Below are 22,180 nucleotides of genomic sequence, written 5' to 3'. Positions count from 1 at the left end.
GGAATCTTCCGACTTTGATGAGAAAGGGGTGCTCATTATGAAACAGATGGTTCAGATAATCCGCAAAGCGGATGTAGAGAAGGAATATGTACATGTATTAAAGTTAGAACTCGATTATGAACTTGCTTCACTGTTTGATGCAATGCAGCAAAAGGACGACCATGAAGTGTCTAAAAGTAAACAGCGACTTCAGGAAATTCACCTAGAACTGGAGGCCCTCCATGCGCTCTAATTCATCTATACATTAAAGGCATCTGCTAGAGTAAGACAGCAGATGCCTTTTTCGTTATACTGAAACAAACAAGGAGGGATGCACAGATGGATTTGCATGCTATGGATAGATACATAAAATCACTCATTAAAGAAGCAGGGCATCAGATTCGTAATTCTTTTTTAACGGATATCACGATTGAATCAAAATCAAATGCCAATGATTTGGTAACCAATATGGATAAAGAAATTGAACAATTTTTTATCGAGCGGATTCGCAGAGATTTCTCAGGGCATCGAATTTTCGGAGAAGAGGGCTTTGGAGATGATATCCAAAACACGAACGGAATTATTTGGTTGCTCGATCCAATCGATGGCACGATGAATTTTGTTCATCAAAAACGCAACTTTGCTATATCTCTAGGAATATACGAAGATGGGATCGGTAAACTGGGCTATATATATGATGTTGTCAACGATGATTTATACCACGGAGTTAAAGACGGTGGAGCATATTGCAACAATGAAAAGCTAAGACCGCTTATGGAAACAGACATATCCGAATCCATCGTAGCAATGAATGCGACATGGTCAATCCCAAATCGTTATTTAGATCACGAAGCTATCATTCAATTGATTCGCGATGTACGCGGTACACGCTCTTATGGTTCGGCGGCACTTGAACTTGCTTATGTGGCATCTGGGCGTTTTGATGCGTATATTTCAATGAGGTTATCTCCGTGGGATATTGCTGGGGGTATGGTTATTGCTCAAGAAGTAGGTGCAATAACGACGAATTTTAAAGGAGACCCAGCAAATCTTTTAAAACAAGACACTTTTATAGCAGCTAATCCCGCAATTCATCAAAAATTGTTAGAAAAATATATAAAATTCAAGTAAAAAAAGATGCGGAATTCCGCATCTTTTTTTATAATTATAGTAATCCGGCTTCCCGCATTTCTTTTTTCTTCTTGAATCCCATGCCCATGATTAAACACAGGACTAAGATTGCTGCGAATATGCCCAGTACACTGCGCAAGCCAACAGCCAAGCCGATTCCTGCCATCGCTAGTAACGCTGCCAAAGAGTACAATACGAAGATCCATTTAATGTTTTTTATTGATTTTTTCACTTGATTTGCCTCCTGTAGCTTACAAACTGAAATAAAATCTTAGGGTTTTACACCTATATGTGCTATACTAGCACAGTTATAGGCATGAAAAAAGAATATTGGAGTGAAATTATGACTAAATTACGTAACGACTTAAGAAACATTGCAATTATTGCCCACGTTGACCATGGTAAAACAACGCTAGTGGATCAGCTTCTACAACAATCCGGAACTTTCCGTTCAAACGAACACGTTGACGAACGCGCAATGGATTCTGGCGACATCGAAAGAGAACGCGGAATTACAATTCTTGCGAAAAATACTGCAATTCAATACAAAGACGCTAAAATCAACATCCTAGATACGCCTGGACACGCGGATTTTGGTGGAGAAGTTGAACGTATCATGAAAATGGTTGATGGTGTTCTATTGGTAGTAGACGCTTATGAAGGCTGTATGCCACAAACGCGCTTCGTACTGAAAAAAGCATTAGAACAAAACCTGAAGCCAATCGTAGTTGTAAACAAAATTGACCGTGACTTTGCACGTCCTGAAGAAGTGGTTGACGAAGTCATCGAATTGTTCATTGAACTTGAAGCGAATGACGATCAATTGGAATTCCCGGTTATTTTTGCATCAGGTATGAACGGTACAGCAAGTCTTTCTTCAGATCCTGCTGATCAAGAAGAAAACATGCAGGTTGTTTATGATGCGATCCTGGAACACGTCCCAGCGCCAATCGATAACAGAGATGAGCCACTTCAGTTCCAGGTAGCTCTTCTTGATTATAGTGATTATGTTGGACGTATCGGAATTGGCCGCGTATTCCGCGGGACGATCGAAGTTGGACAATCGGTTTCATTGATGAAACTAGACGGTTCATTCAAAAACTTCCGTGTGACGAAAATGCACGGTTTCATGGGCCTAAAACGGGTGGAAATCGAAAAAGCAGAAGCTGGCGATTTGATTGCCGTTTCGGGTATGGAAGACATCAACGTAGGGGAAACGGTTTGTCCTGCAGAACATCGCGAAGCATTGCCTGTCTTGCGCATTGATGAGCCAACTCTACAAATGACTTTCTTAGTTAACAACAGCCCATTTGCAGGTAAAGAAGGCAAATGGATCACTTCAAGAAAAATCCAAGAACGTTTGGATGCTCAATTACAAACAGACGTATCTTTACGTGTAGACGCAACAGATTCGCCTGACGCTTGGGTAGTATCTGGACGCGGAGAATTGCATTTGTCGATTTTGATCGAAAATATGCGTCGCGAAGGATTCGAAATTCAAGTTTCTAAACCTGAAGTTATCGTTCGTATGGTTGACGGAGTTCGCTGCGAACCTGTTGAGCGTGTTCAAGTGGACGTGCCTGAAGAATACACTGGCGCAATTATCGAGTCATTGGGTGAGCGCAAAGGTGAAATGTTGGATATGGTAAACAATGGTAGTGGACAAGTTCGTATGGTATTTAACGTACCGGCACGTGGTTTAATCGGTTATACAACTGAATTCTTAACGCAAACTCGTGGCTATGGAATTATTAACCACACATTCGACAGCTACCAGCCAGTTGCTTCTGGTCGTGTTGGCGGACGTCGTGAAGGCGTATTGGTATCTATGGAGCGCGGTAAAGTTTCGACTTACGGCTTGATGGGGATCGAAGACCGCGGAACTTCATTCGTTGAAGTTGGCGCTGAAATTTACGAAGGTATGATAGTTGGACAACATAACCGCGACAGCGACCTTACAGTAAATATCGTAAAAATTAAAGCTGCAACAAACATTCGTTCAGCTAACAAAGACCAAACAACAACAATGAAAAAAGCACGCTTAATGAGTCTTGAAGAAGCGCTTGAATACTTGAACGATGATGAGTATTGCGAAATTACACCGCAAACGATTCGTCTGCGCAAAAAGATTCTTGATAAAAACGAACGTGAACGTATGGCTAAGAAAAAGAAAGTTGCCATCGAAGAATAAGTGAATAGGAAGGATGTATAACCGTGGACGAACAAGCTTTTGTCTATGACAATATGTATCCGGTAGCTCGAATTTTGTATCAAAATTTGCCGAGTTTTGAAATGGCAGGATACGCATTGTTTGCGATAATTTTCCTGCTCTCGGCGTTTGTTTATAAATTGGGGTTTGCTAAAAAGTTATCACTTGGAAAAAATGTAGCGATTGGTTTGTTTTTGGCAATCGGTGGTTTAGGGCTTACGTTTCTTGCCTTTTTCTTACCAATTGTTGAAGGGCTAGTCATTGCAGCGCTCATACTGATTCTTTATAAAATCCGCTTATGGCGCGAAAAACGCGAAAACGCTGTATCTCATTGAGATACAGCGTTTTTGCGTTCAAAAGTTTTATAGAGAATAGGCAGCAACAAGGAGTATGTGAGGTGAGAAAAAACCCAATACAGAAACGCTCCCCAATCTGTAACAGCTGGAACATTAGCTTCAATTGCAAGATAAGATAGTAAAAAGTAAAGAAACGGGAAAGGAACTGACATCAGTAAACTGATGAGCACCAATTGACCAAATGAATAATTTCGTCGTTTGGCTAAATAAACAAAGACAACACCGATAATCAGTGAAATCGTCATATGAAAAATAAATTCCGTAACTTCTGACCATTGTATTGTCCCGATCACTGGAACAAAATCAACATTCAGTAATAGTGTATATATTTGAACGCCAGTGACTGATTGAATCCACTTCATTAAAAGTCCTAAAATCAACCCACTCCAAAAGCCAATCCAGAGACCTTTTAAGAGCTTCATCAGAAATCATCCTCAATGCTACGGGAACTACGATAAAATCGAAAAGAACCCGTGGCAATGCGTTCTTTTGTTCTATCTGTGATCCGGTCGTGGCATTCGTTGCACATATGTGTATGGATCGGTCTATTGCGCAGGCGCTTTGCTTGGAGTGTATCATCGACTAACTCTTCAATCTTATCGCAGATTACACATTTCACACGCATAATGAATCACTCCTATTCGACTCGAATGGCTTGGATATCGGTAATTGGATTTTCCTGATTAGAACCGTCTGGAAGAAGTACGTGCACAGGACCATCTTCTTTTAAAGGTTTACCGTGATCACTAAATTTGAAAATTAGTTGTGCAGCATGCTCAATTGGAAATTCGAATTCACCGTTTAAGGTTTCAAAAACTACACGTTTTGCATGTTCAAAAGGTTCTGCATTCAAAAGGAATGGCTTGAAAAGAATGCCGAAAGTTCCTGTTAGCATTTCTTTTTTTTCTTTACTCTTATAGGTTTTCTCTGAATTCAAAGTCGGCGGTACGGTACTGCCTTCCATGATTTCACGAGACCAATGTTCACCCATTCCACGCTTATAGTCTTCAAGTTCGTCTTTTTCGATTCGCTCTTCTTGAAAATACGTTTCCAAATTCAACTTACGGTCGTCAAAAATCCATACAGTAGGATCTAATATAAGTTTAAATTTCACTTCACCTTTAAAAGGTACAATAAATTCCATGGGTAAACCCTCCATCTTAAATAGTTGCTCTCTTAATAGTATACCTTTTTGTGTCAAGTTCCTAAAGGGATTCATCTCTTTCATTATAGAGGCTTGCATTTTCTCTTTTTAAAAGATACACTTTAAACAGGAAAATAGAGAAGAAAACTCATAATATGGGGGGATTCCTCATGGAACATACAGAAGAACAAACATACCATCTGAAGGCCTTGGAACTCCTCAAAGCTGATGCAGAAAAAATTGAGCAATTGATTAAGGTGCAAATGGATCATTTGACATTGCCATCTTGTCCTTTATATGAAGAGGTGCTTGACACCCAAATGTTCGGCCTATCGCGTGAAATCGATTTTGCGGTTAAGCTGGGGCTAATCGAACGTGAGGCTGGAAAAAATTTAATGGATACGCTGGAAAAGAAACTTTCCATTCTTCACGAAGCGTATACAAATAAATGATCTAAAACTCAAACGAAATTTGTTTGAGTTTTTTTAAAATTTAAGGACATATTCTAGTTAGACTCTTCATCAATTAGAGGTTCGTTGGTGCCAGACACCATTGAAAAGTCAGCCTTTAAGGTAGCCTTTTTTCATATATCAGGCAGACTGGCATTTCATTTAAAATTGTTGTTACCTATCAAATTTATGCAGCGATTTGCATTTTCTCCCTAATCCATCAAATTTAAAAGAGGTATTAAAATGAAATCTTACATCAAGAAATACGCAAAGTTCTTTGATTATCCTTTATTTTTTACTTATCTGGCTTTAATAATATTTGGCTTGATTATGATCTACAGTTCAAGTATGGCCTGGTCAGTCAATTATTATGGCTCTGAGCCGGACCGATTTTACATACAACAATTAATAAATTTAGCAATTGCGTTTCCAGTTTTCGCGATTGCAGCAGTTTTCCCATACAAACATTTTAAAAAGAGATGGATGATGATGATCATTCTAGCAGTGGTTTTTACTGGTTTGGTTGCTGTGCATTTTGTCGGTTTTGCAGCGGGTGGTGCTAAAAGTTGGATCAGCCTTGGATTTGCTAATATACAGCCTTCAGAAGTAGCAAAAGTCGGCATCATTCTCTATTTATCAGGAGTGTTTTCAAACAAATATCACAATGGCACCATCAACAAATTGAATGATGCGATTATACCACCTGTTATTATTTTGACGCTTGTCCTGTTTTCTGTATTTCTTGAGCCCGATCTTGGTTCTATGCTAATTATTGGAGCGGTCGGTTTATCGGTTATGTCAGCGAGTGGTGTTCGCTTAAAACCATTTATCCGTCTTGCAGGTATTTTTATTGCGGCAGCATCTATTATTATTGTGCCTTTCATGATTTTTGCAGGAGATATGATTTTTACTGAAAAACGTCTTGGACGTCTGGATGCTTTTTTTAATCCGTTTTCGGATGAATTAGGATTTGGTTTTCAGATTGTTAACGGCTATCTAGCTATTGGCTCTGGGGGATTGAGTGGTTTAGGACTCGGTCAATCTATTCAGAAATTGGGCTATCTACCGGAACCCCATACCGATTTCATTATGTCAGTCATTGCTGAAGAACTGGGTGTGTTGGGTGTAGTGTTTGTTTTGGGTGGGTTAGGCTTTATTGTACTTCGTGGACTTTGGATTGCGATGACAACACATGATCCGTTAGCGAGAATGCTTGCAGCAGGTATTGCCAGTATGATTGGAATCCAGTCATTTGTGAATTTAGGAGGGTTAACGGGCATCATTCCGTTGACGGGTGTTACACTTCCTTTTATCAGCTATGGCGGAACGTCCGTAATTTTGTTATCTTTAGCTATGGGAGTATTAATGAATGTTTCCATGTTCAATAAATACGAAAAAACCAAAAAGTAAAGGGTGTGCTGCGGTGTGAAGGAGATTGACAAAATCTTGGTGGCCAACCGCGGAGAAATCGCTATTCGGGTTTTCCGCGCTTGTACAGAACTGAAAATTCAAACAGTTGCGATTTATTCTCAAGAAGACAGTGGTTCGTTTCATCGGTACAAAGCGGATGAATCCTATTTGGTTGGTAAAGGAAAAAAACCAATTGACGCTTATTTGGATATCGAAGACATCATTCGTATCGCTAAAGATTCCAATGTGGATGCAATTCATCCTGGCTATGGCTTCTTATCTGAAAATGTTCATTTTGCTAGACGTTGTGAAGAAGAAGGAATTGTTTTTATTGGTCCAACTTCGCGGCATTTAGACATGTTCGGAGACAAGGTAAAAGCGCGCACACAAGCAATTGCGGCTGGTATTCCTGTGATTCCAGGGACAGATGGTCCTGTTGATTCACTTGAGGAAGTTGAAGAGTTCAGCAAAACAGCCGGATTCCCGTTAATGATCAAAGCGTCTCTTGGCGGTGGTGGCCGTGGAATGCGAATTGTTAGATCTCACGAAGAATTAGCATCTTCTTATGAACGTGCGAAGTCTGAAGCGAAAGCTGCATTTGGATCCGATGAAATGTATGTGGAAAAATTTGTTGATAAACCAAAACACATTGAAGTTCAAATTTTGGGGGACTCTGAGGGCAATGTTATCCATTTGTACGAAAGAGATTGTTCGATCCAGCGCCGTCACCAAAAGGTTGTGGAAATTGCACCTTCCAATTCAATCAGCAATGAATTACGCAATGAAATTTGTGATGCTGCAGTCAAGTTAATGAAAAATATCGACTACATAAACGCCGGTACTGTCGAATTTCTCGTAGCAAATGATGAATTTTACTTTATTGAAGTAAATCCGCGTATTCAAGTTGAACATACGATTACAGAAATGATTACAGGAATCGACATTGTTCATGCGCAAATTCACATCGCAAGAGGACATATGATTCATAGCGAAGAAGTAGGAATTCCGCAACAAAGTGACATTCCATTATTCGGTTTTGCCATTCAATCACGTGTAACGACAGAAGATCCATTGAATGATTTTATGCCAGATGCCGGAAAATTGATGGTTTACCGCTCGGGTGGTGGATTTGGCGTAAGACTTGATGCAGGGAATGGTTTCCAAGGGGCTGTTATTTCACCTTATTACGATTCTCTTTTAGTGAAAGTATCGACTTGGGCATTAACATTCAAAGAAGCAGCTGCTAAAATGGATCGCAATCTTCAGGAATTCCGTATCCGTGGAATCAAAACAAATATTCCTTTCTTAGAAAATGTTGTAAAACATAAAAACTTTATTACAGGCGATTTTGATACGAGCTTTATTGATACGACTCCAGAGTTGTTTATCTTCCCAGTCCGACAAGACCGCGGTACTAAATTATTAAGTTATATAGGGAACGTGACAGTTAACGGCTTCCCTGGAATTGAGAAGAAAAAGAAACCAATTCATACGGCTCCAAGAAAACCGGAAATCGATCTCTTGTCTCCAGCGCCAAATGGCACAAAGCAAATTTTTGATTTGCAAGGAGCGGAAGGATTAACGAAATGGATTCATGAACAAAAAGATGTGTTAATTACAGATACGACGTTCCGTGACGCTCACCAATCTCTATTAGCTACACGCGTTCGTTCGCATGATTTGTTTGAAATTGCGAAAGAAACTGCTCGTTTGCAGAGTGATCTATTTTCTTTGGAAATGTGGGGAGGCGCCACGTTCGATGTCTCTTACAGATTTTTAAAAGAAGACCCTTGGGAACGTTTGATCAAACTTCGTAAAGATATTCCGAATGTCTTGTTCCAAATGTTGTTCCGAGGAGCAAATGCGGTCGGCTATAAGAATTACCCGGATAATGTGATTCGTGAATTTGTTCGCAAATCTGGAGATGCAGGAATCGATGTATTCCGTATTTTCGATAGCTTAAACTGGATCAAAGGTATGGAAGTGGCGATTGATGAAGTCCGCCAATCGGGCAAAGTCGCTGAAGCGGCAATTTGTTACACTGGAGATATTTTGGATCCGAGTCGAGACAAATATACGGTTCAATATTATAAAGATATGGCTAAAGAATTAGAAGCAGCAGGCGCACATATTTTAGCGATTAAAGATATGGCGGGACTGTTAAAGCCAGAAGCGGCATATCGTTTAGTATCCGAACTTAAAGATACTGTGTCATTGCCAATTCACCTTCATACGCATGATACGAGTGGTAACGGAATTTATATGTACTCGAAAGCGATTGAAGCAGGTGTTGATATCGTTGATACAGCTCTAGGGTCAATGGCAGGTCTTACATCACAACCAAGTGCAAGTTCTCTACATTATGCTATGAGCGGTGGCAAACGTGAAATTCGATCAGATGTGAAAAATCTCGAAAAAATGTCTCATTATTGGGAAGACGTTCGCAAATACTATGTAGATTTTGAAAGTGGCATGAATAGCCCACATTCAGAAATCTACGTCCACGAAATGCCAGGTGGTCAGTACAGCAATCTTCAGCAACAAGCTAAAGCTGTAGGGCTTGGGTTGCGCTGGGAAGAAGTAAAAGCAATGTATTCACGCGTCAACTTATTATTTGGAGATGTCGTAAAAGTAACTCCTTCTTCTAAAGTAGTAGGGGATATGGCATTGTTTATGGTTCAAAATGAGTTAGATGAAAAAACAGTAATCACACGCGGCAAGACAATCGACTTCCCCGAATCAGTTATTGAATTTTTTGAAGGGTATATTGGACAACCACATGGCGGATTCCCAGAAGAACTTCAGAAAGTCATTCTAAAAGAGCGTGAACCAATTACGATTCGTCCAGGTGAACTGCTAGAACCGGCAGATTTTGATGCCATTAAGAGAACTTTGTATGATAAATTAGAACGTCCAGTAACAAGTCATGAAGTTTTGGCTTATGCACTTTATCCAAAAGTATTTGATGAATACACAACGACGAATACCCAATTCGGCAACGTATCTGTTCTTGATACATTAACATTCTTATACGGAATGAGACTGGGCGAAGAAATTGAAGTAGAAATTGAAAAAGGCAAGACACTTATGGTGAAAATGGTATCAATTGGTGAACCACAAAAAGACGGGACACGCATTATCTATTTTGAATTGAACGGCCAACCGCGTGAAGTGAGTATTCAGGATATGATGGTGGAAACCGATAATACGGCCAAACCAAAAGCAGATCCAACAAATGAAAACCATATTGCTGCAACAATGCCTGGAACAGTATTAAAAGTACTTGCAGAAACAGGCGCTAAAGTAAAACGCGGTGACCATTTACTCGTGACAGAAGCGATGAAAATGGAAACAACTGTTCAAGCTCCTTTTGCTGGAACGATTCAAGCAATCCATGTAGTTGCTAATGACGGTATTTCTACAGGAGATTTGCTAATTGAAATGGAAAGAAAATAAAAAATAGGGCTGGCGCAAAAGCGCCAGCCCTATTTTTTATGAAGATTTTTTGATACGGCTGCGTGAAACAAGCAGCACCATGTAGCACAGTAAACCAAACAGCATAGAAATTAATAAAGAGTGAAGCAATGCGACAACTAAGTTTAGTTTTGTTAGCACAACAAGCATACCGGTCGTTGCTTGAAGTAAAACGATGATGAAAGCGATGCTCCATCCCCAGTAAATGACGCGCTGATCTTTATACTGCTTGATTGCATGCCAAGCGATATAGCCTAACCAAATGACAATCAAGCCGGCAGCGGCACGATGCCCCATCTGTACCCATTCATACATATTGCTCGGCAATGCGAAACTGTCATTTCGACACAACGGCCAATCTGCACAAACGAGACTAGACTCTGTGTGACGAACCAAAGCGCCAGTATAAACGACGAGATAAGAATACAAAGTAACGCCGATTGTGTGAAGACGTAATTTCTTACCAATTTGTAAGCGATCTGCATCAAACTTCCGATCTACTTCAAAAATTAATAAAGTCAGAAGCAATATAGAAGCAAACGATAGCAAAGAGATTCCAAAGTGTAGAGCTAGAATGAAATCACCTTGTCCCCAGAGAACTTGCGCTGCGCCGATCAATGCTTGCAAGACTAAAAAGAAAACGGCCATGACTGCTAAGAATTTAGTTTCACGAATGTGTCCGAACTTTCTCCATGCCCATACTGCCAAAATGACAATTAGTATACCAACTACTCCTGTGACGAGACGATGTGAAAACTCGATTAATACTTCAGCTGTAATATTATCTGGAATCAACTTGCCATTACAATCTGGCCAATTTCGTCCACAGCCTAAGCCGCTGTCGGTCTTTGTGACAAGAGCGCCGCCTAAAAGAATCAATAACATGCCTATAGTAGCCGCTACGGCAAACCATTTAATGTATTTATTTTGCTGCAAGTTACCACCTACTTTTTCTATAGAAAAAATTTTAAACTCCTATTTACCTGCATACTCGATAATAGCGAATGTTACTTCAAAATACAACGAGAAATCAGCAATAGTGGAAACTTTCAAGATTTGGACATAATAAAGGGGGCTTCACAAACTGTTCAAAAACTATTATTTTTCTATCTTAAAATAGTGTAGCCGTTAGGGTATGATAAGAGATGTATATTTGTGAGACCAATTACGTGAAAATCATCTCTTTTATCAGGAAATTTCAGTTATATGTAGAAAAACAACTGGAATTTAGATATAGTTATGATTAGCGGAGTATGCTTACAACTTTGAAAGGAGGGACTTATATGTCAAACGGCCGGGCAATGTCTGCAGAGACAAACGAAACACCGGAAGCAACTACATTTCTGAAAGACTTTTTGGCACTTATAAAGATTGGAATCGTAAATTCTAATCTGATTACAGTCTTTACAGGATTGTGGCTTGCATTTCAGTTTTCCGACCGACATTTTCTGAATGAGCTGGATATCCTTGTGTATACGATTGTCGGTTCAGCATTAATCATTGCGGGTTCAGCAGCTATGAACAACTATATTGATACAGATATAGACCCTTTGATGGAAAGTAAAAAATCACGTCCGACAGTAACAGGAAGATTCAAGCCATCAGCTGTATTGGCACTTGCGATTTCTTTCATCGTTATAGGCGAATTATTTTTGTTTTCCGCTTCTGTATCAGCTGGTTTATTTGGGATTGCCGGAATTTTAGCTTATGTCGTTTTGTATTCTATGTGGTCAAAAAGACGTTATGTCAGCAACACGATTGTGGGAAGCATCTCTGGTGCTATTCCTCCACTAATCGGATGGGCTGCTGTCGAACCAACACTCGGGACGGGTGCTTGGGCATTGTTTTTGATCATGTTCATTTGGCAGCCACCGCATTTTTATGCGTTAGCTATGAAACGAACAGAAGAATATCGGGCAGCGAATATTCCTATGCTACCGGTAGTTAAAGGTTTTCACAGAACCAAGAAATCTATGCTTGCATGGGTTGTAATGCTTTTCCCGTTGCCATTCCTATTAATGGAACTTGGGACAGGCTTCATCATCTTAGCGACACTTTTAAACATCGGTTGGCTTGTATTAGCTATTCGTGGCTTTAAGGTGACTGATGACTTGAAATGGGCGAAGACGATGTTTATTTATTCATTGAACTATATGACCATTCTTTTTGTTTCAATGATTATTTTTGCTGTCTTCATCTAAAACACCATTTCTACAGAGAAACTACTTATACAAGAGAGGGGTATGAAAAGCTATGATGAAAGGGATTAAAAAATGGCGGCTTTTCGCATTGATGACCACATTATTGGTTTTTCTTGCGGGATGTGGGCGCGAAGAGATTTCGACCTTGATACCAGCGGGCAAAGTTGCTCAAGATCAATTTAATCTGTTGATTTTATCATCAGTTGTTATGCTATTTGTCATCATCGTTGTAACAATTATTTTCGTTTTAGCAATCGTTAAATTCCGCCGTTCGAAAATGGGGGAAGACATGATTCCGGAACAAGTTGAAGGAAGCGCGAAATTAGAATTTTTATGGACAGCGGTTCCGATTGTCTTACTTTTAATTCTTGCTGTTCCAACAGTTTATTCAACATTTGATTTGGCTGACGTTTCTACGATGGACGTTGAAGCAAAAGATGGTAAGTCATCTAACTTAACGGTCAACGTAACTGGAAAACTTTACTGGTGGGAATTTGAATATCCGGAACAAGGAATTGTAACTGCTCAAGAATTGGTCGTACCGACTGATGAACGCGTTTACTTTAACTTGATTTCAGCGGACATTAAACACTCGTTTTGGATTCCATCTATTGGCGGTAAATTGGATGTAAACCCTGAAAACGTCAACACGTTCTATTTAGAGTTTGACCAGGAGTCAGCAGAACTTGAAGACGGTGTATTCTATGGTAAATGTGCTGAGCTTTGTGGACCTTCTCACGCATTGATGGATTTCAAAGTGAAATCTGTGGATCGCGAAGAGTTTGACCAATGGGTAACAGCTATGCAAGCCGAAGAACCAGCTGCAGTTGAAGGAGATCTTGCTCAACAAGGCGAAGAATTGTTTGGAGCTGACGGTTTAGCTTGTATCCAGTGTCATGCTGTTTCTGGTGCTGGCGGAACTGGTGGCGTTGGTCCTAACTTAGCAACATTTGGCGATCGTAACCGTGTTGCTGGATACTTGGAACACGACGAAGAAAATCTTAAAAATTGGATTCAAGATCCACAAGAATACAAACCTGGTAACTTAATGCCAGAAGCGGCTTCATTAAATAATGGAAAAGCACTGTCAGATCAAGAACTTGATGCTCTTGCGGCTTATCTAATGGGCCTATCAGTTGAAGAGTAGAAAAAAGCTTAAAAAAGGGAGGTATTCACTGTGAGTTCTATTGCTCAAAAAAAGGGCTTCGGCGCTACAATATGGGACTTCATGACAACTGTCGATCATAAAAAGATCGCGATCCTTTATCTCATCTCAGGTGGTTTCTTCTTCCTTGTTGGTGGCGTTGAAGCGATGTTGATCCGTATCCAGTTAGCTAAAGCAGGAAATGATTTCCTAAGTGCTGGAACATATAACGAAGTTATTACCATGCACGGTACGACCATGATTTTCTTGGCAGCCATGCCAATTTTACTGGCTTTCATGAACGCCATTATGCCTTTGCAAATTGGTGCGCGTGATGTGGCTTTCCCATTCTTAAATTCACTTGGTTTCTGGTTATTCTTCTTTGGTGGTATTTTCTTAAACCTTTCTTGGTTTATGGGAGGCGCACCAGACGCAGGTTGGACGAACTATGCTTCGCTCGCACTTGCATCTGAAGGTCACGGAATCGACTTTTATTCACTGGGATTAACGATATCTGGTTTTGGTACATTGATAGCAGGGATTAACTTCCTAGTAACGATTATCAATATGCGCGCACCAGGTATGACGTACATGAGAATGCCATTGTTTACGTGGACAACTTTTGTTGCTTCTGCTCTAATCTTATTGGCCTTCCCACCACTTACAGTCGGACTATTCTTTATGATCTTTGATCGTATGTTCGATGCTAGCTTCTTTGCAGTTGAAATGGGCGGAAACACGATTATTTGGGAGCATTTATTCTGGATTTTCGGTCACCCTGAGGTTTACATTTTGATTTTGCCGGCTTTCGGTATTTTCTCCGAAATCTTTGCAATCTTCTCGCGTAAGCGTCTTTTCGGATACACGGCACTTGTTTTTGCTACAATCCTAATTGGTTTTTACGGATTCATGGTTTGGGCTCACCATATGTTCACAGTTGGTTTAGGGCCAACAGCTAATGCTGTTTTCGCTTTAGCGACAATGATCATTGCTGTTCCAACCGGAATTAAAATCTTTAACTGGTTACTGACAATTTGGGGAGGCAATATTTCCTTTACTGTTCCAATGATTTACGCTGTAGCGTTCATCCCTACGTTCGTAGCTGGTGGAGTTACAGGAGTCATGCAAGCAATCGCACCTTTGGATTACCAATTGCATGATTCGTACTTTATCGTAGCTCACTTCCACTATGTTATTGTCGGTGGTGTTGTACTAGGTATTCTTGCAGGTACACATCTATACTGGCCAAAAATGTTTGGAACAATGCTTAGCGAAAAATTAGGAAAATGGACATTCTGGTTCTTCTTTATTGGATTCCATTTAACATTCTTCATTCAGCATTTCCTAGGGTTAATGGGTATGCCACGTCGTGTTTACACGTTCAGCGCAGATCAAGGCTGGGATTTGTTTAACGCAATTAGTTCAGTTGGAGCTGTTTTGATGGCGATTGGTGTCATCATTCTCCTTGTCAACGTCGTGATTACAACGGTTAAAAATGAGCGTGTCGGCAATGACCCATGGGGCGACGGTCGTACATTGGAATGGGCTATTCCATCTCCACCGCCATTTTATAACTTTGCACAAACACCATTAGTTCGTGGTCTTGATACGTACTGGATCGAAAAAATGGAAGGCAATAAAAAAGGCATGATTTTCGCAGAACCTCTTGGTGATATCCATATGCCAAATGGCTCAATCATTCCTTTCGTAATTTCACTAGGAATGTTCATCGCATCATTTGGTGCATTGTACTTCCTTGATGGCGACAAGCCTTGGGCATTAGCGGTCTTGATTCTTGGACTAGTCATTACTTTCGGTTCAATGTTGCTTCGCTCGTTAAAAGATGATTTAGGCTTCCACATTACAAAAGCAGAATTACTGAAAGATGCGAAAGGAGGCAACACTGATGGACATTAATCAACGATATACTCCTCAATCATGGCCCGAACACCCTGAGACGGCTACGATGGAAGGGAAAAATAAGTTTATTGGCTTCTGGTTGCTTCTTGCAGCTGAGACAGTAACGTTTGCGACTCTTTTCGCAACATATCTTGCATTAAAAGACAAAGGGCCAAGCGGCATGGAATTTTCTGCCGCTGAACTTTTTGAACTACCGTTAGTTTTTGCTATGACGATGATTCTTTTAACATCTTCATTAACAAGTGTTTACGCTATGTATCACATGAAAAACTATAATTTTAAAGCCATGCAGGCTTGGCTTGGGATTACCGTTTTGCTTGGTCTAACTTTCCTTGGATTGGAGATTTATGAGTTTAATCATTACGTCCATTTAGGATTTGGCTATACCAATAGTGCGTTCAGTTCGGCGTTCTTTACACTCGTTGGAACGCATGGTGCGCACGTACTATTCGGTCTTAGCTGGTTTATTGCCTTGATGCTTCGTAACGCAAAACGCGGTTTGAACATGTACAATGCACCAAAATTCTATTTAGCTTCGTTATACTGGCATTTTATTGACGTCGTATGGGTATTCATCTTTACTGTCGTCTATTTGATGGGAGTGATCGGATAATGGCACACGATACACATATTCATGTTAGATCGCAGGCAGAATTCGAATACGTCAAGAAAAAAAGAGCAGATGAAATGAGAGGCCATCTAGCAACTTTCGCAATTATGATTTTCTTAACATTAATTGCTTTTACTATGGTTGCGGCTGGATTTTCGGTTTACTTGATTGTTCCTATTATTTTATTGTTAGCAGGCATTCAAGTAATTCTTCAACTGTATTACTTCATGCACATGAGCGGTAAAGGACACGGCATGGTTGCGTTCTTTATGTTCTGTGGAATGTTTGTAGCTTTCATCACGGTTCTCACATTCGTAACAATTATTTGGTGGTAGAATCTCTTAGAAAGGGGCTGTGCCAAAAGGTCATAATCAATGACTTTTTGAGTGCAGCTCCTTTTTGCGTGCGACAGAATGAACGGATGTCTATTGAGAGGGACTGTTTTCTTAGCGTCTTGGCTGCCATTAGCCAGTTTGGATCTTTTAAAAGACCATTTCTTTAAAATGAAAGCAAAGGTCAAATCAGCTTTTGCTAATAAATCGATGACAGAAATCTACAGCAGATGCAAATTGGTGTAGCAAGTGTTGTCGTTCCTATCAAGGACAATCGATCGTTTTGTAAAAATCATCTCGGAGAACTCGAAAAAATGCACACCGATTTCGGGATTCTGGACCGCAATTCAAAAAAACAGACGGAGAAAAAAGAATTCTTTTTCTCCGTCTGTTTTATGTTAAAGACTTACATGACAGTTTCTTTTCTGCCATTGATTTGTTGTGTACACAAAGCGACAAAGAGTCATGAGGCATCGGGCTATGGAAATAATGCGTTCGCTTGATTCATGACAGATTCGACATGAATCTGTCTGTGTTTTGTATTGTTCATAGTTCGTTCATTGATATAGTTCATAGACCACTATATAATTAGGGTACTTGAGGAAAAGGAGGTCCGTTCCATGCCAATCAGTATCTTCGGATTCCAAGCTTTATGGAGTCCCGTTTACTTAGCCGTCCTCGTTTTAGTGACGATTCTCTATTTTTTAATCACTGTAAAATGGCGCGGAAAGTTTAAAGGCCATCAGCCGCTTAACATAAAAGAAGCTGGACTTTTTGTAACTGGTATAATTCTGCTCTATATTATTAAAGGTTCGCCTGTAGATTTATATGGACATATTCTTTTTACTATGCATATGATCCAGATGGCGTTATTGCTTCTGTTGATTCCGCCATTGTTGATTATGGGGATACCAACTTATCTGTGGAGAGCGTTTATCAATCTGCCAGTTGTCAAGCCATTGTTTAATTTTTTCACTAATCCAATGCTTGCTCTGATTTTGTTCGGAATGGTCTTTTCACTCTACCACATTCCATTGGTTTTTGATTTTGTTAAACAAGATATGCTCATTCACGGAGTGACTAACGTTATATTGTTTACCTCTGCTATATTTTACTGGTGGCCGGTAGTGAATAAAATGGAAGGCATGCATAAATTTCATGGTTTGAAGAAATTGGGGTATTTATTTGGACTTAGCGTGTTAATGACCCCTGCATGTGCATTGATCATCTTTAGTGGAACTCCTTTTTACGCAACCTATACGGATGGTGAAGCTTGGCTGCAAGCAATGGCGCTATGTGTGCCTGCTGGAACGCTATCGCAGCTTAACCTATCAGGTCCTGAGCTATTCTCTACGATGTCAGCGATTGAAGATCAACGAACTGGTGGAATTACAATGAAAGTGCTTCAGGAGCTTGTTTTTACAGGTTTCTTATGGCTAGTATTCTACGAGTGGTTACGTAATGAAACAGAAAATGCGGATGCAATTACAGCAAAATCTTTGCAAGACCGTAAAGATATGGCTTACCACAGACACAATGCTTGAATCATAAAGGAGAATAACTTAAATGAATTTGCCGCTATTGCCGACTATCAGTACATTTTTTATCGTATTAAGCGCAATTTTAGTAGCGATTGGCTGGAATCTAGTCCTTCGCCGCAAAATTGAAGCTCACAAGAAAGTGATGGTGGGAGCAGGGGCTTCGGCACTCACTTTCTTCATCATCTACATGTCTCGGACTATTTTTATCGGCAATACCGCTTTTGGCGGGCCAGATGATTTAAAAATCTTTTATACCGTATTTTTGATTTTTCATATTACCTTGGCTACAACCGGTGGAATCATGGGCCTTTTCACTATTTACTGGGGCTGGAAAAATCAATTGACGAAGCATCGCAAAATTGGTCCGATTACTAGTGTTGTCTGGTTTTCTACAGCAATCACTGGTGTCATGGTTTACTTACTCCTTTATGTATTTTATGAAGGTGGCCATACAACCTCAGTATTCAAAGCTATTTTAGGTGGATAAAAAAGAGGTTGTCCAATCAGTCTCTAACATAAAACAGACGAAGAAAAAGAATTCCTTTTTCTTCGTCTGTTTTTTTGGAATTATCGCCTGAAATGTAGAAGTGACAATGCCACAATCCCGAACGCCGTGTGCACTTTATCGAGGTCCCAGAGGAGAAATTACCGGAATGACGGATTGCTCTTGATAGACCGAACACACTTTCTCCGTCAATTTTGCGTTATCTGTTTAAAGAGGACGTCCATCATCACTTTTCCGTGCTATCCTTCGGAGAAGTCAACTTCAGATTTCACATAAAATCTTTTTTTCTACTGGTGGTGTGATGGCTCTCATTTTACAGAAATGGACGATTTTTTGTCTCATTTTTTCGTTCCAGAACGGCTGATGGGAATGGAGAGGGTGTAGCCGGCTGAGGCCGTGCCCGCAGAAAGCGAGCGCTGGAAAGGAAAGTAGCCTGTTTTGACACATGCAAAAGGAGCTGTACCCCAAAAAAGTCATTGTTTATGACCTTTTGGGACAGCCCCTTTTTCTATACTCTAAAATCCATTTTAATCATTCCAGCTTCGCGTGCTGATGTAAAGAGAATAACAATCAATGGTCCGATAAAAAATCCGAGAAAACCAATCAGCTGCAATCCGATAAACATCGCGATTAGCGTAGCTAATGGAGACAGGCCAATTTGTGTACCCATAACCTTTGGCTCTACCGTTCTTCTAATAATCAATAAAACTAATGCTAGAACTGCTAATTGAGTTCCTTGGACAACGTCACCCGTTATAAATTCATAAGCAAACCAAGGAGTTAAAACGATAATAGATCCCAAAATTGGAATGAAATCAATTAGCCAAATGATTAAAGACATAACGATAGCATATTCCGGGGTAATGAAAGCTAAAGAAATGAGTGACACGATGAAGATGATACAACTTACGAGAAATTGAGCCTTTAGAAATCCAAAAATCACTTTATTTAAACGTGCAAACATGAAACGAACTTTTTCAGCTGTCGATTCTTTTAGCCGTTTGAAAAGCAAGATTTTCAAATCGGGTAAATCCAACATAAACAAAAACAAGGCAATTAAAAAGACAATAAAGCTAACAAGAAAAGAAGGAATACCAGTCAATAAATTTGTTACTGTATCGTAATTGACAATGGTCAGTACCCAATTGCGAATTCCTTCCATAAAGCCCGCCAGTTCAGTTTCAAATGAAGAAATGACTTCAACTGGCATATCTCGTGTTGAGCGAAAGAAAAAACTTTGAAACTCATCCCACATGACGGACAGGGAATTCGTGTACTCTGGAACCATCTTAGAAAATTGGATGATTTGTCCGATTAATTGAGTAACAATCCAATAAAGCAGCAGAGAAACTACTAATAAAAATAAGATAAATACAGAGATGACGGCAGACTTTCTATGCCATTTGAATTTTTTATGTATAAAGTTTACGAGCGGTTCTAAAAAAATAGCAGTGATCAAAGCGATGATCAGAGGGATAGAAACAGGTAATATGTAAACTGAAATTAAAATCAAAGCCACTACTACAATAGCGATTGTTACTGTTCTTTTCGTCAACCACTTCACGTATTAAATCCTCCTTATGAAGTTAAAATGTTCATGAATTGGTTAAAAAAACCGCAGTTCAATTGATGAACTGCGGGATTTTTCATACGCTGATTTCGAAAGCTTCGACGTCTTTTTTAATAGCGTCTAATATTCCGATACAAGTTTTAACCAAGTGTTCTGGGAAATTTTCATCTTCACCGTATTCAACGCCGTGTGGATAATAATGCTTACCAAGTACGGGTTTTAAGACGCGCATTGTGGCATCGTTTGAATCGACGTCTCCAGAAGTAGCATAAGCAAATACGCGTAAATAATAAGTGCCTTCACGCACGATGAATTTACGGTCATAAGTGACACGCTCATAATCCCACTGACCTTCTTTGGTCAAGCTCTGTTTGTTCATAATGCTTTCAAGTAATGCGCCATCAACGTGAATGTTTTCAAGTCCTGTATTTTCAAAATACATAGGATCTCTCCTCCTCTTTAACAAAAAAGACTACATGCTCCTTTAATAATAGATCATAATTTAAGTTGTTGCAATGGCTAGATTGTGTCAGTGTAGAGGCGACTGTTATAATGAGGAAGATACAATAGCAAAGGGGCTGTTCGGTTGAAAGACTTGTTGCGTATTATGATTTTTCTATCGATAGTTCTGATCGGGTTATTTTACTTGGATCCTTCAATAAACGAGAATGATGTTCTTGAAGCTCCGCGCACGGCAGATCCATTGCCGAGCGAACATATTACAGATGAGTCTTTGGATATTGATCGTCCTCTAAAAGGAATTTCAAGTTATATAGGTAAATCTAGCGATCATTGGATTGAACAGTACGGAGAACCTGAACGGAAAGAACCTTCTGCTTACGGCTACGAATGGTGGATCTACAATGCCAGCTATGTTCACTTTACAATGGTAGGGATAAAAGACGACAAAGTAGTTCAAGTTTATACAGCAGGTACTGCAACAGATGCCACTCCTTATCAGATTGGGCAAAGTCTAGATGAAATATATCGGTTTACCATATTAGAAAATGAAGTGACGGTTAAATATGGCGCTAATGTTTATACATTCAATGTCACTGCTGAAGATATGGATAAGCGCATCCTGGTTAAATTCGATGGCGTTTACGCACAGCTCTATATTGACTCTACTGATCGTGTATTAGAAGCTGTTCGCTTTATGGACGCTGAGACTTTAATTCGTCATCATCCATACGACATGATGTTCTCTGGTGAATTGCTGCCAATCCAAGCTCCTTCTTCCACTATGCAACAATCGATTGATCAGGCAAATGCTAAGCAAATCGCCGACTTAGTCAATATTTATCGTCTGCGTCATCAATCAAAAACATTAAGTATTGATCCGCAAGCAAGCATTGTTGCTGAAGCCAATAGTGAAGATATGGCCAGACAGAATTTTTCTTCTGAAGAAATAGAATTTAAAGATTTACATGCGCGTTTGCAAGAGGGCAATATCTTATTCAAAGAGGCAGCTGTCAATACAGCTGAACGTTATTATGATGCAGCAGAAACTGCACACGGATGGATCAATTCAGACATTCACCGTAAAACCTTACTGAATGACCAATACACTGAAACCGGAGTGGGAGCGTTCGGAAAATATTATACACAGATTTTTCTTGAAAAAGAGTCAGTTACTGCTGTAAAGCAGTAACTGACTCTTTTTTTTCAGGAATAATGAAAAAAGAACCGGTTGCAGTCGCAATGTGTTTTCCGTCTGCTTGAAAGATATTTCCTTCAAGTACCATCGTATGTCTCCCGCTACGAATAATATGGGCACGTGCACTTATGGTTTCTTCGGTAGCGACCGTCAAATAATGAATGGTCAGATTTGTTGTGACAGCTGTAGTGCCGTTTGGACATTTACTGTTTGCCAAAGTACCCATTGCCGTGTCGAGCAAAACTGCAAGAATACCGCCGTGTGGAATGGCTACATTATTATGAATAAATGGCGTATTCGGTATAGTGACGACAGAAGATTGCTCGTCTGTAATGCGTGTCATGTTTAGACTAGCACTCAAATAAGTAGAAAATTCGCCTTGTTGTTTTTTCTCGAAATTACTTAAGTAATCAGTTAAAATAGCTAAATCTTCCTCGTTACTATTTTCTATAATGCGAGCAAATTGCTCAGTTATTGTACACATAAGGACATTCCTTTCAAGTCTATAGTGAAATGCAAAAATATCTGCTATGATTAAAGCGTAAAGG

General features: G+C 39.8%; 23 protein-coding genes. 15 read left to right on the top strand and 8 right to left on the bottom strand.

The features are described from left to right. The first annotated feature begins 37 nt into the window (after positions 1–37). Both AJGP001_RS11900 and AJGP001_RS11895 read left to right on the top strand, forming a co-directional pair. A complete protein-coding gene (locus tag AJGP001_RS11900; RefSeq protein ID WP_038704363.1) occupies positions 38–232 on the top strand; it encodes a hypothetical protein in 195 nt (64 codons plus the stop codon). Between the two features lie 86 nt (positions 233–318). Then, positions 319–1,110, top strand: coding sequence for an inositol monophosphatase family protein (locus tag AJGP001_RS11895; RefSeq protein WP_078080578.1), 792 nt, complete (start codon positions 319–321; stop codon positions 1,108–1,110). A gap of 34 nt (positions 1,111–1,144) precedes the next feature. Here the strand turns inward: AJGP001_RS11895 and AJGP001_RS11890 are convergent, their stop codons facing one another. Further along, positions 1,145–1,330, bottom strand: a complete 186-nt coding sequence (locus AJGP001_RS11890; RefSeq protein WP_058386869.1) for a YlaF family protein — start codon at positions 1,328–1,330, stop codon at positions 1,145–1,147. A 123-nt stretch (positions 1,331–1,453) separates the two neighbouring features. On the opposite strand from AJGP001_RS11890, the gene typA reads away from it, so the two are divergent. Together typA and AJGP001_RS11880 are read left to right on the top strand one after the other, a co-directional pair. Beyond that, on the top strand, positions 1,454–3,301 hold the full coding sequence (gene typA, locus AJGP001_RS11885; protein WP_071153593.1) for a translational GTPase TypA: 1,848 nt from the start codon (positions 1,454–1,456) through the stop codon (positions 3,299–3,301). A 23-nt stretch (positions 3,302–3,324) separates the two neighbouring features. Next, complete coding sequence (locus AJGP001_RS11880; RefSeq protein WP_058384829.1) at positions 3,325–3,654, top strand: YlaH-like family protein; 330 nt, start codon at positions 3,325–3,327, stop codon at positions 3,652–3,654. Here AJGP001_RS11880 and AJGP001_RS11875 read toward each other — a convergent pair. Genes AJGP001_RS11875 through AJGP001_RS11865 form a run of 3 tightly spaced genes read right to left on the bottom strand, consistent with a single transcriptional unit; the run spans position 3,648 to position 4,819 of the window. Beyond that, on the bottom strand, positions 3,648–4,097 hold the full coding sequence (locus AJGP001_RS11875; RefSeq protein WP_058384830.1) for a hypothetical protein: 450 nt from the start codon (positions 4,095–4,097) through the stop codon (positions 3,648–3,650). The genes AJGP001_RS11880 and AJGP001_RS11875 overlap by 7 nt on opposite strands. After that, positions 4,097–4,300, bottom strand: coding sequence for a YlaI family protein (locus AJGP001_RS11870; RefSeq protein WP_058384831.1), 204 nt, complete (start codon positions 4,298–4,300; stop codon positions 4,097–4,099). The genes AJGP001_RS11875 and AJGP001_RS11870 overlap by 1 nt, the downstream gene beginning before the upstream one ends. Before the next feature lie 12 nt (positions 4,301–4,312). Then, a complete protein-coding gene (locus AJGP001_RS11865) occupies positions 4,313–4,819 on the bottom strand; it encodes a hypothetical protein (protein WP_058384832.1) in 507 nt (168 codons plus the stop codon). Positions 4,820–4,989: 170 nt separating this feature from the next. Here AJGP001_RS11865 and AJGP001_RS11860 point away from each other — a divergent pair, with 170 nt between their 5' ends. The 3 genes from AJGP001_RS11860 to pyc all read left to right on the top strand — a co-directional run bounded on the left by AJGP001_RS11860 (position 4,990) and on the right by pyc (position 10,134). Then, entirely contained in the window at positions 4,990–5,271 is a 282-nt protein-coding gene (locus tag AJGP001_RS11860; protein ID WP_058384833.1) for an Fpa/YlaN family protein, read from the top strand. A gap of 240 nt (positions 5,272–5,511) precedes the next feature. Next, positions 5,512–6,678 (top strand): FtsW/RodA/SpoVE family cell cycle protein, encoded by a 1,167-nt coding sequence (locus tag AJGP001_RS11855; protein WP_058384834.1) that lies wholly within the window; start codon positions 5,512–5,514, stop codon positions 6,676–6,678. Positions 6,679–6,693: 15 nt separating this feature from the next. Beyond that, positions 6,694–10,134 carry a pyruvate carboxylase gene (gene pyc, locus AJGP001_RS11850; RefSeq protein ID WP_071153594.1) on the top strand — a complete coding sequence of 1,147 codons (3,441 nt, stop codon included), beginning with the start codon at positions 6,694–6,696 and terminating at the stop codon, positions 10,132–10,134. A gap of 36 nt (positions 10,135–10,170) precedes the next feature. On the opposite strand, the gene AJGP001_RS11845 is transcribed toward pyc, so the two are convergent. Continuing rightward, entirely contained in the window at positions 10,171–11,088 is a 918-nt protein-coding gene (locus tag AJGP001_RS11845) for a COX15/CtaA family protein (protein ID WP_071153595.1), read from the bottom strand. Between the two features lie 347 nt (positions 11,089–11,435). On the opposite strand from AJGP001_RS11845, the gene cyoE reads away from it, so the two are divergent. The 7 genes from cyoE to AJGP001_RS11805 all read left to right on the top strand — a co-directional run bounded on the left by cyoE (position 11,436) and on the right by AJGP001_RS11805 (position 18,387). After that, complete coding sequence (cyoE, locus tag AJGP001_RS11840; protein WP_058384837.1) at positions 11,436–12,353, top strand: heme o synthase; 918 nt, start codon at positions 11,436–11,438, stop codon at positions 12,351–12,353. Between the two features lie 52 nt (positions 12,354–12,405). Then, positions 12,406–13,500 carry a cytochrome c oxidase subunit II gene (gene coxB, locus AJGP001_RS11835; protein WP_078080577.1) on the top strand — a complete coding sequence of 365 codons (1,095 nt, stop codon included), beginning with the start codon at positions 12,406–12,408 and terminating at the stop codon, positions 13,498–13,500. 30 nt (positions 13,501–13,530) lie between these two features. Further along, complete coding sequence (ctaD, locus tag AJGP001_RS11830) at positions 13,531–15,414, top strand: cytochrome c oxidase subunit I (RefSeq protein ID WP_071153597.1); 1,884 nt, start codon at positions 13,531–13,533, stop codon at positions 15,412–15,414. Further along, the gene (locus tag AJGP001_RS11825; RefSeq protein ID WP_058384840.1) at positions 15,404–16,030 is read left to right on the top strand and encodes a cytochrome (ubi)quinol oxidase subunit III; all 627 of its coding nucleotides are present in this window, start codon (positions 15,404–15,406) and stop codon (positions 16,028–16,030) included. The genes ctaD and AJGP001_RS11825 overlap by 11 nt, the downstream gene beginning before the upstream one ends. Then, the gene (gene ctaF / locus AJGP001_RS11820; protein ID WP_058384841.1) at positions 16,030–16,362 is read left to right on the top strand and encodes a cytochrome c oxidase subunit IVB; all 333 of its coding nucleotides are present in this window, start codon (positions 16,030–16,032) and stop codon (positions 16,360–16,362) included. The genes AJGP001_RS11825 and ctaF overlap by 1 nt, the downstream gene beginning before the upstream one ends. 617 nt (positions 16,363–16,979) lie before the next feature. Further along, positions 16,980–17,903 (top strand): cytochrome c oxidase assembly factor CtaG, encoded by a 924-nt coding sequence (ctaG, locus tag AJGP001_RS11810; protein WP_071153599.1) that lies wholly within the window; start codon positions 16,980–16,982, stop codon positions 17,901–17,903. Between the two features lie 22 nt (positions 17,904–17,925). Continuing rightward, positions 17,926–18,387: a DUF420 domain-containing protein gene (locus AJGP001_RS11805; protein ID WP_071153600.1), complete on the top strand. Its 462-nt coding sequence runs from the start codon at positions 17,926–17,928 to the stop codon at positions 18,385–18,387. A gap of 526 nt (positions 18,388–18,913) precedes the next feature. Here the strand turns inward: AJGP001_RS11805 and ytvI are convergent. Both ytvI and AJGP001_RS11795 read right to left on the bottom strand, forming a co-directional pair. Continuing rightward, positions 18,914–19,969 (bottom strand): sporulation integral membrane protein YtvI, encoded by a 1,056-nt coding sequence (gene ytvI / locus AJGP001_RS11800; protein ID WP_071153601.1) that lies wholly within the window; start codon positions 19,967–19,969, stop codon positions 18,914–18,916. Positions 19,970–20,051: 82 nt separating this feature from the next. Continuing rightward, positions 20,052–20,417, bottom strand: coding sequence for a YugN family protein (locus AJGP001_RS11795; RefSeq protein WP_058384846.1), 366 nt, complete (start codon positions 20,415–20,417; stop codon positions 20,052–20,054). A 144-nt stretch (positions 20,418–20,561) separates the two neighbouring features. Between AJGP001_RS11795 and AJGP001_RS11790 the strand changes: the two genes are divergently transcribed. Next, complete coding sequence (locus AJGP001_RS11790) at positions 20,562–21,626, top strand: CAP domain-containing protein (protein WP_071153602.1); 1,065 nt, start codon at positions 20,562–20,564, stop codon at positions 21,624–21,626. Here AJGP001_RS11790 and AJGP001_RS11785 read toward each other — a convergent pair. Beyond that, the gene (locus AJGP001_RS11785; protein ID WP_071153603.1) at positions 21,607–22,116 is read right to left on the bottom strand and encodes a PaaI family thioesterase; all 510 of its coding nucleotides are present in this window, start codon (positions 22,114–22,116) and stop codon (positions 21,607–21,609) included. The genes AJGP001_RS11790 and AJGP001_RS11785 overlap by 20 nt on opposite strands. Positions 22,117–22,180: the final 64 nt, after the last annotated feature.

Origin of the sequence: Planococcus faecalis (genome assembly GCF_002009235.1) — a bacterium.
Taxonomy (GTDB): Bacteria; Bacillota; Bacilli; order Bacillales_A; family Planococcaceae; genus Planococcus; species Planococcus kocurii.
Note: the sequence above shows the minus strand (reverse complement) of the source record. Positions and strands in the feature narration are given on the sequence as shown.

Bases quoted from the DNA above. Each gene is read 5' to 3' on its own strand.
- AJGP001_RS11900 (WP_038704363.1), top strand. From the start codon at position 38: ATGAAACAGATGGTTCAGATAATCCGCAAAGCGGATGTAGAGAAGGAA.
- AJGP001_RS11895 (WP_078080578.1), top strand. From the start codon at position 319: ATGGATTTGCATGCTATGGATAGATACATAAAATCACTCATTAAAGAA.
- typA (WP_071153593.1), top strand. From the start codon at position 1,454: ATGACTAAATTACGTAACGACTTAAGAAACATTGCAATTATTGCCCAC.
- AJGP001_RS11875 (WP_058384830.1), bottom strand. From the start codon at position 4,097: ATGAAGCTCTTAAAAGGTCTCTGGATTGGCTTTTGGAGTGGGTTGATT.
- AJGP001_RS11870 (WP_058384831.1), bottom strand. From the start codon at position 4,300: ATGCGTGTGAAATGTGTAATCTGCGATAAGATTGAAGAGTTAGTCGAT.
- AJGP001_RS11865 (WP_058384832.1), bottom strand. From the start codon at position 4,819: ATGGAATTTATTGTACCTTTTAAAGGTGAAGTGAAATTTAAACTTATA.
- AJGP001_RS11860 (WP_058384833.1), top strand. From the start codon at position 4,990: ATGGAACATACAGAAGAACAAACATACCATCTGAAGGCCTTGGAACTC.
- AJGP001_RS11855 (WP_058384834.1), top strand. From the start codon at position 5,512: ATGAAATCTTACATCAAGAAATACGCAAAGTTCTTTGATTATCCTTTA.
- cyoE (WP_058384837.1), top strand. From the start codon at position 11,436: ATGTCAAACGGCCGGGCAATGTCTGCAGAGACAAACGAAACACCGGAA.
- coxB (WP_078080577.1), top strand. From the start codon at position 12,406: ATGATGAAAGGGATTAAAAAATGGCGGCTTTTCGCATTGATGACCACA.
- AJGP001_RS11825 (WP_058384840.1), top strand. From the start codon at position 15,404: ATGGACATTAATCAACGATATACTCCTCAATCATGGCCCGAACACCCT.
- ctaF (WP_058384841.1), top strand. From the start codon at position 16,030: ATGGCACACGATACACATATTCATGTTAGATCGCAGGCAGAATTCGAA.
- ctaG (WP_071153599.1), top strand. From the start codon at position 16,980: ATGCCAATCAGTATCTTCGGATTCCAAGCTTTATGGAGTCCCGTTTAC.
- AJGP001_RS11805 (WP_071153600.1), top strand. From the start codon at position 17,926: ATGAATTTGCCGCTATTGCCGACTATCAGTACATTTTTTATCGTATTA.
- AJGP001_RS11795 (WP_058384846.1), bottom strand. From the start codon at position 20,417: ATGTATTTTGAAAATACAGGACTTGAAAACATTCACGTTGATGGCGCA.
- AJGP001_RS11785 (WP_071153603.1), bottom strand. From the start codon at position 22,116: ATGTGTACAATAACTGAGCAATTTGCTCGCATTATAGAAAATAGTAAC.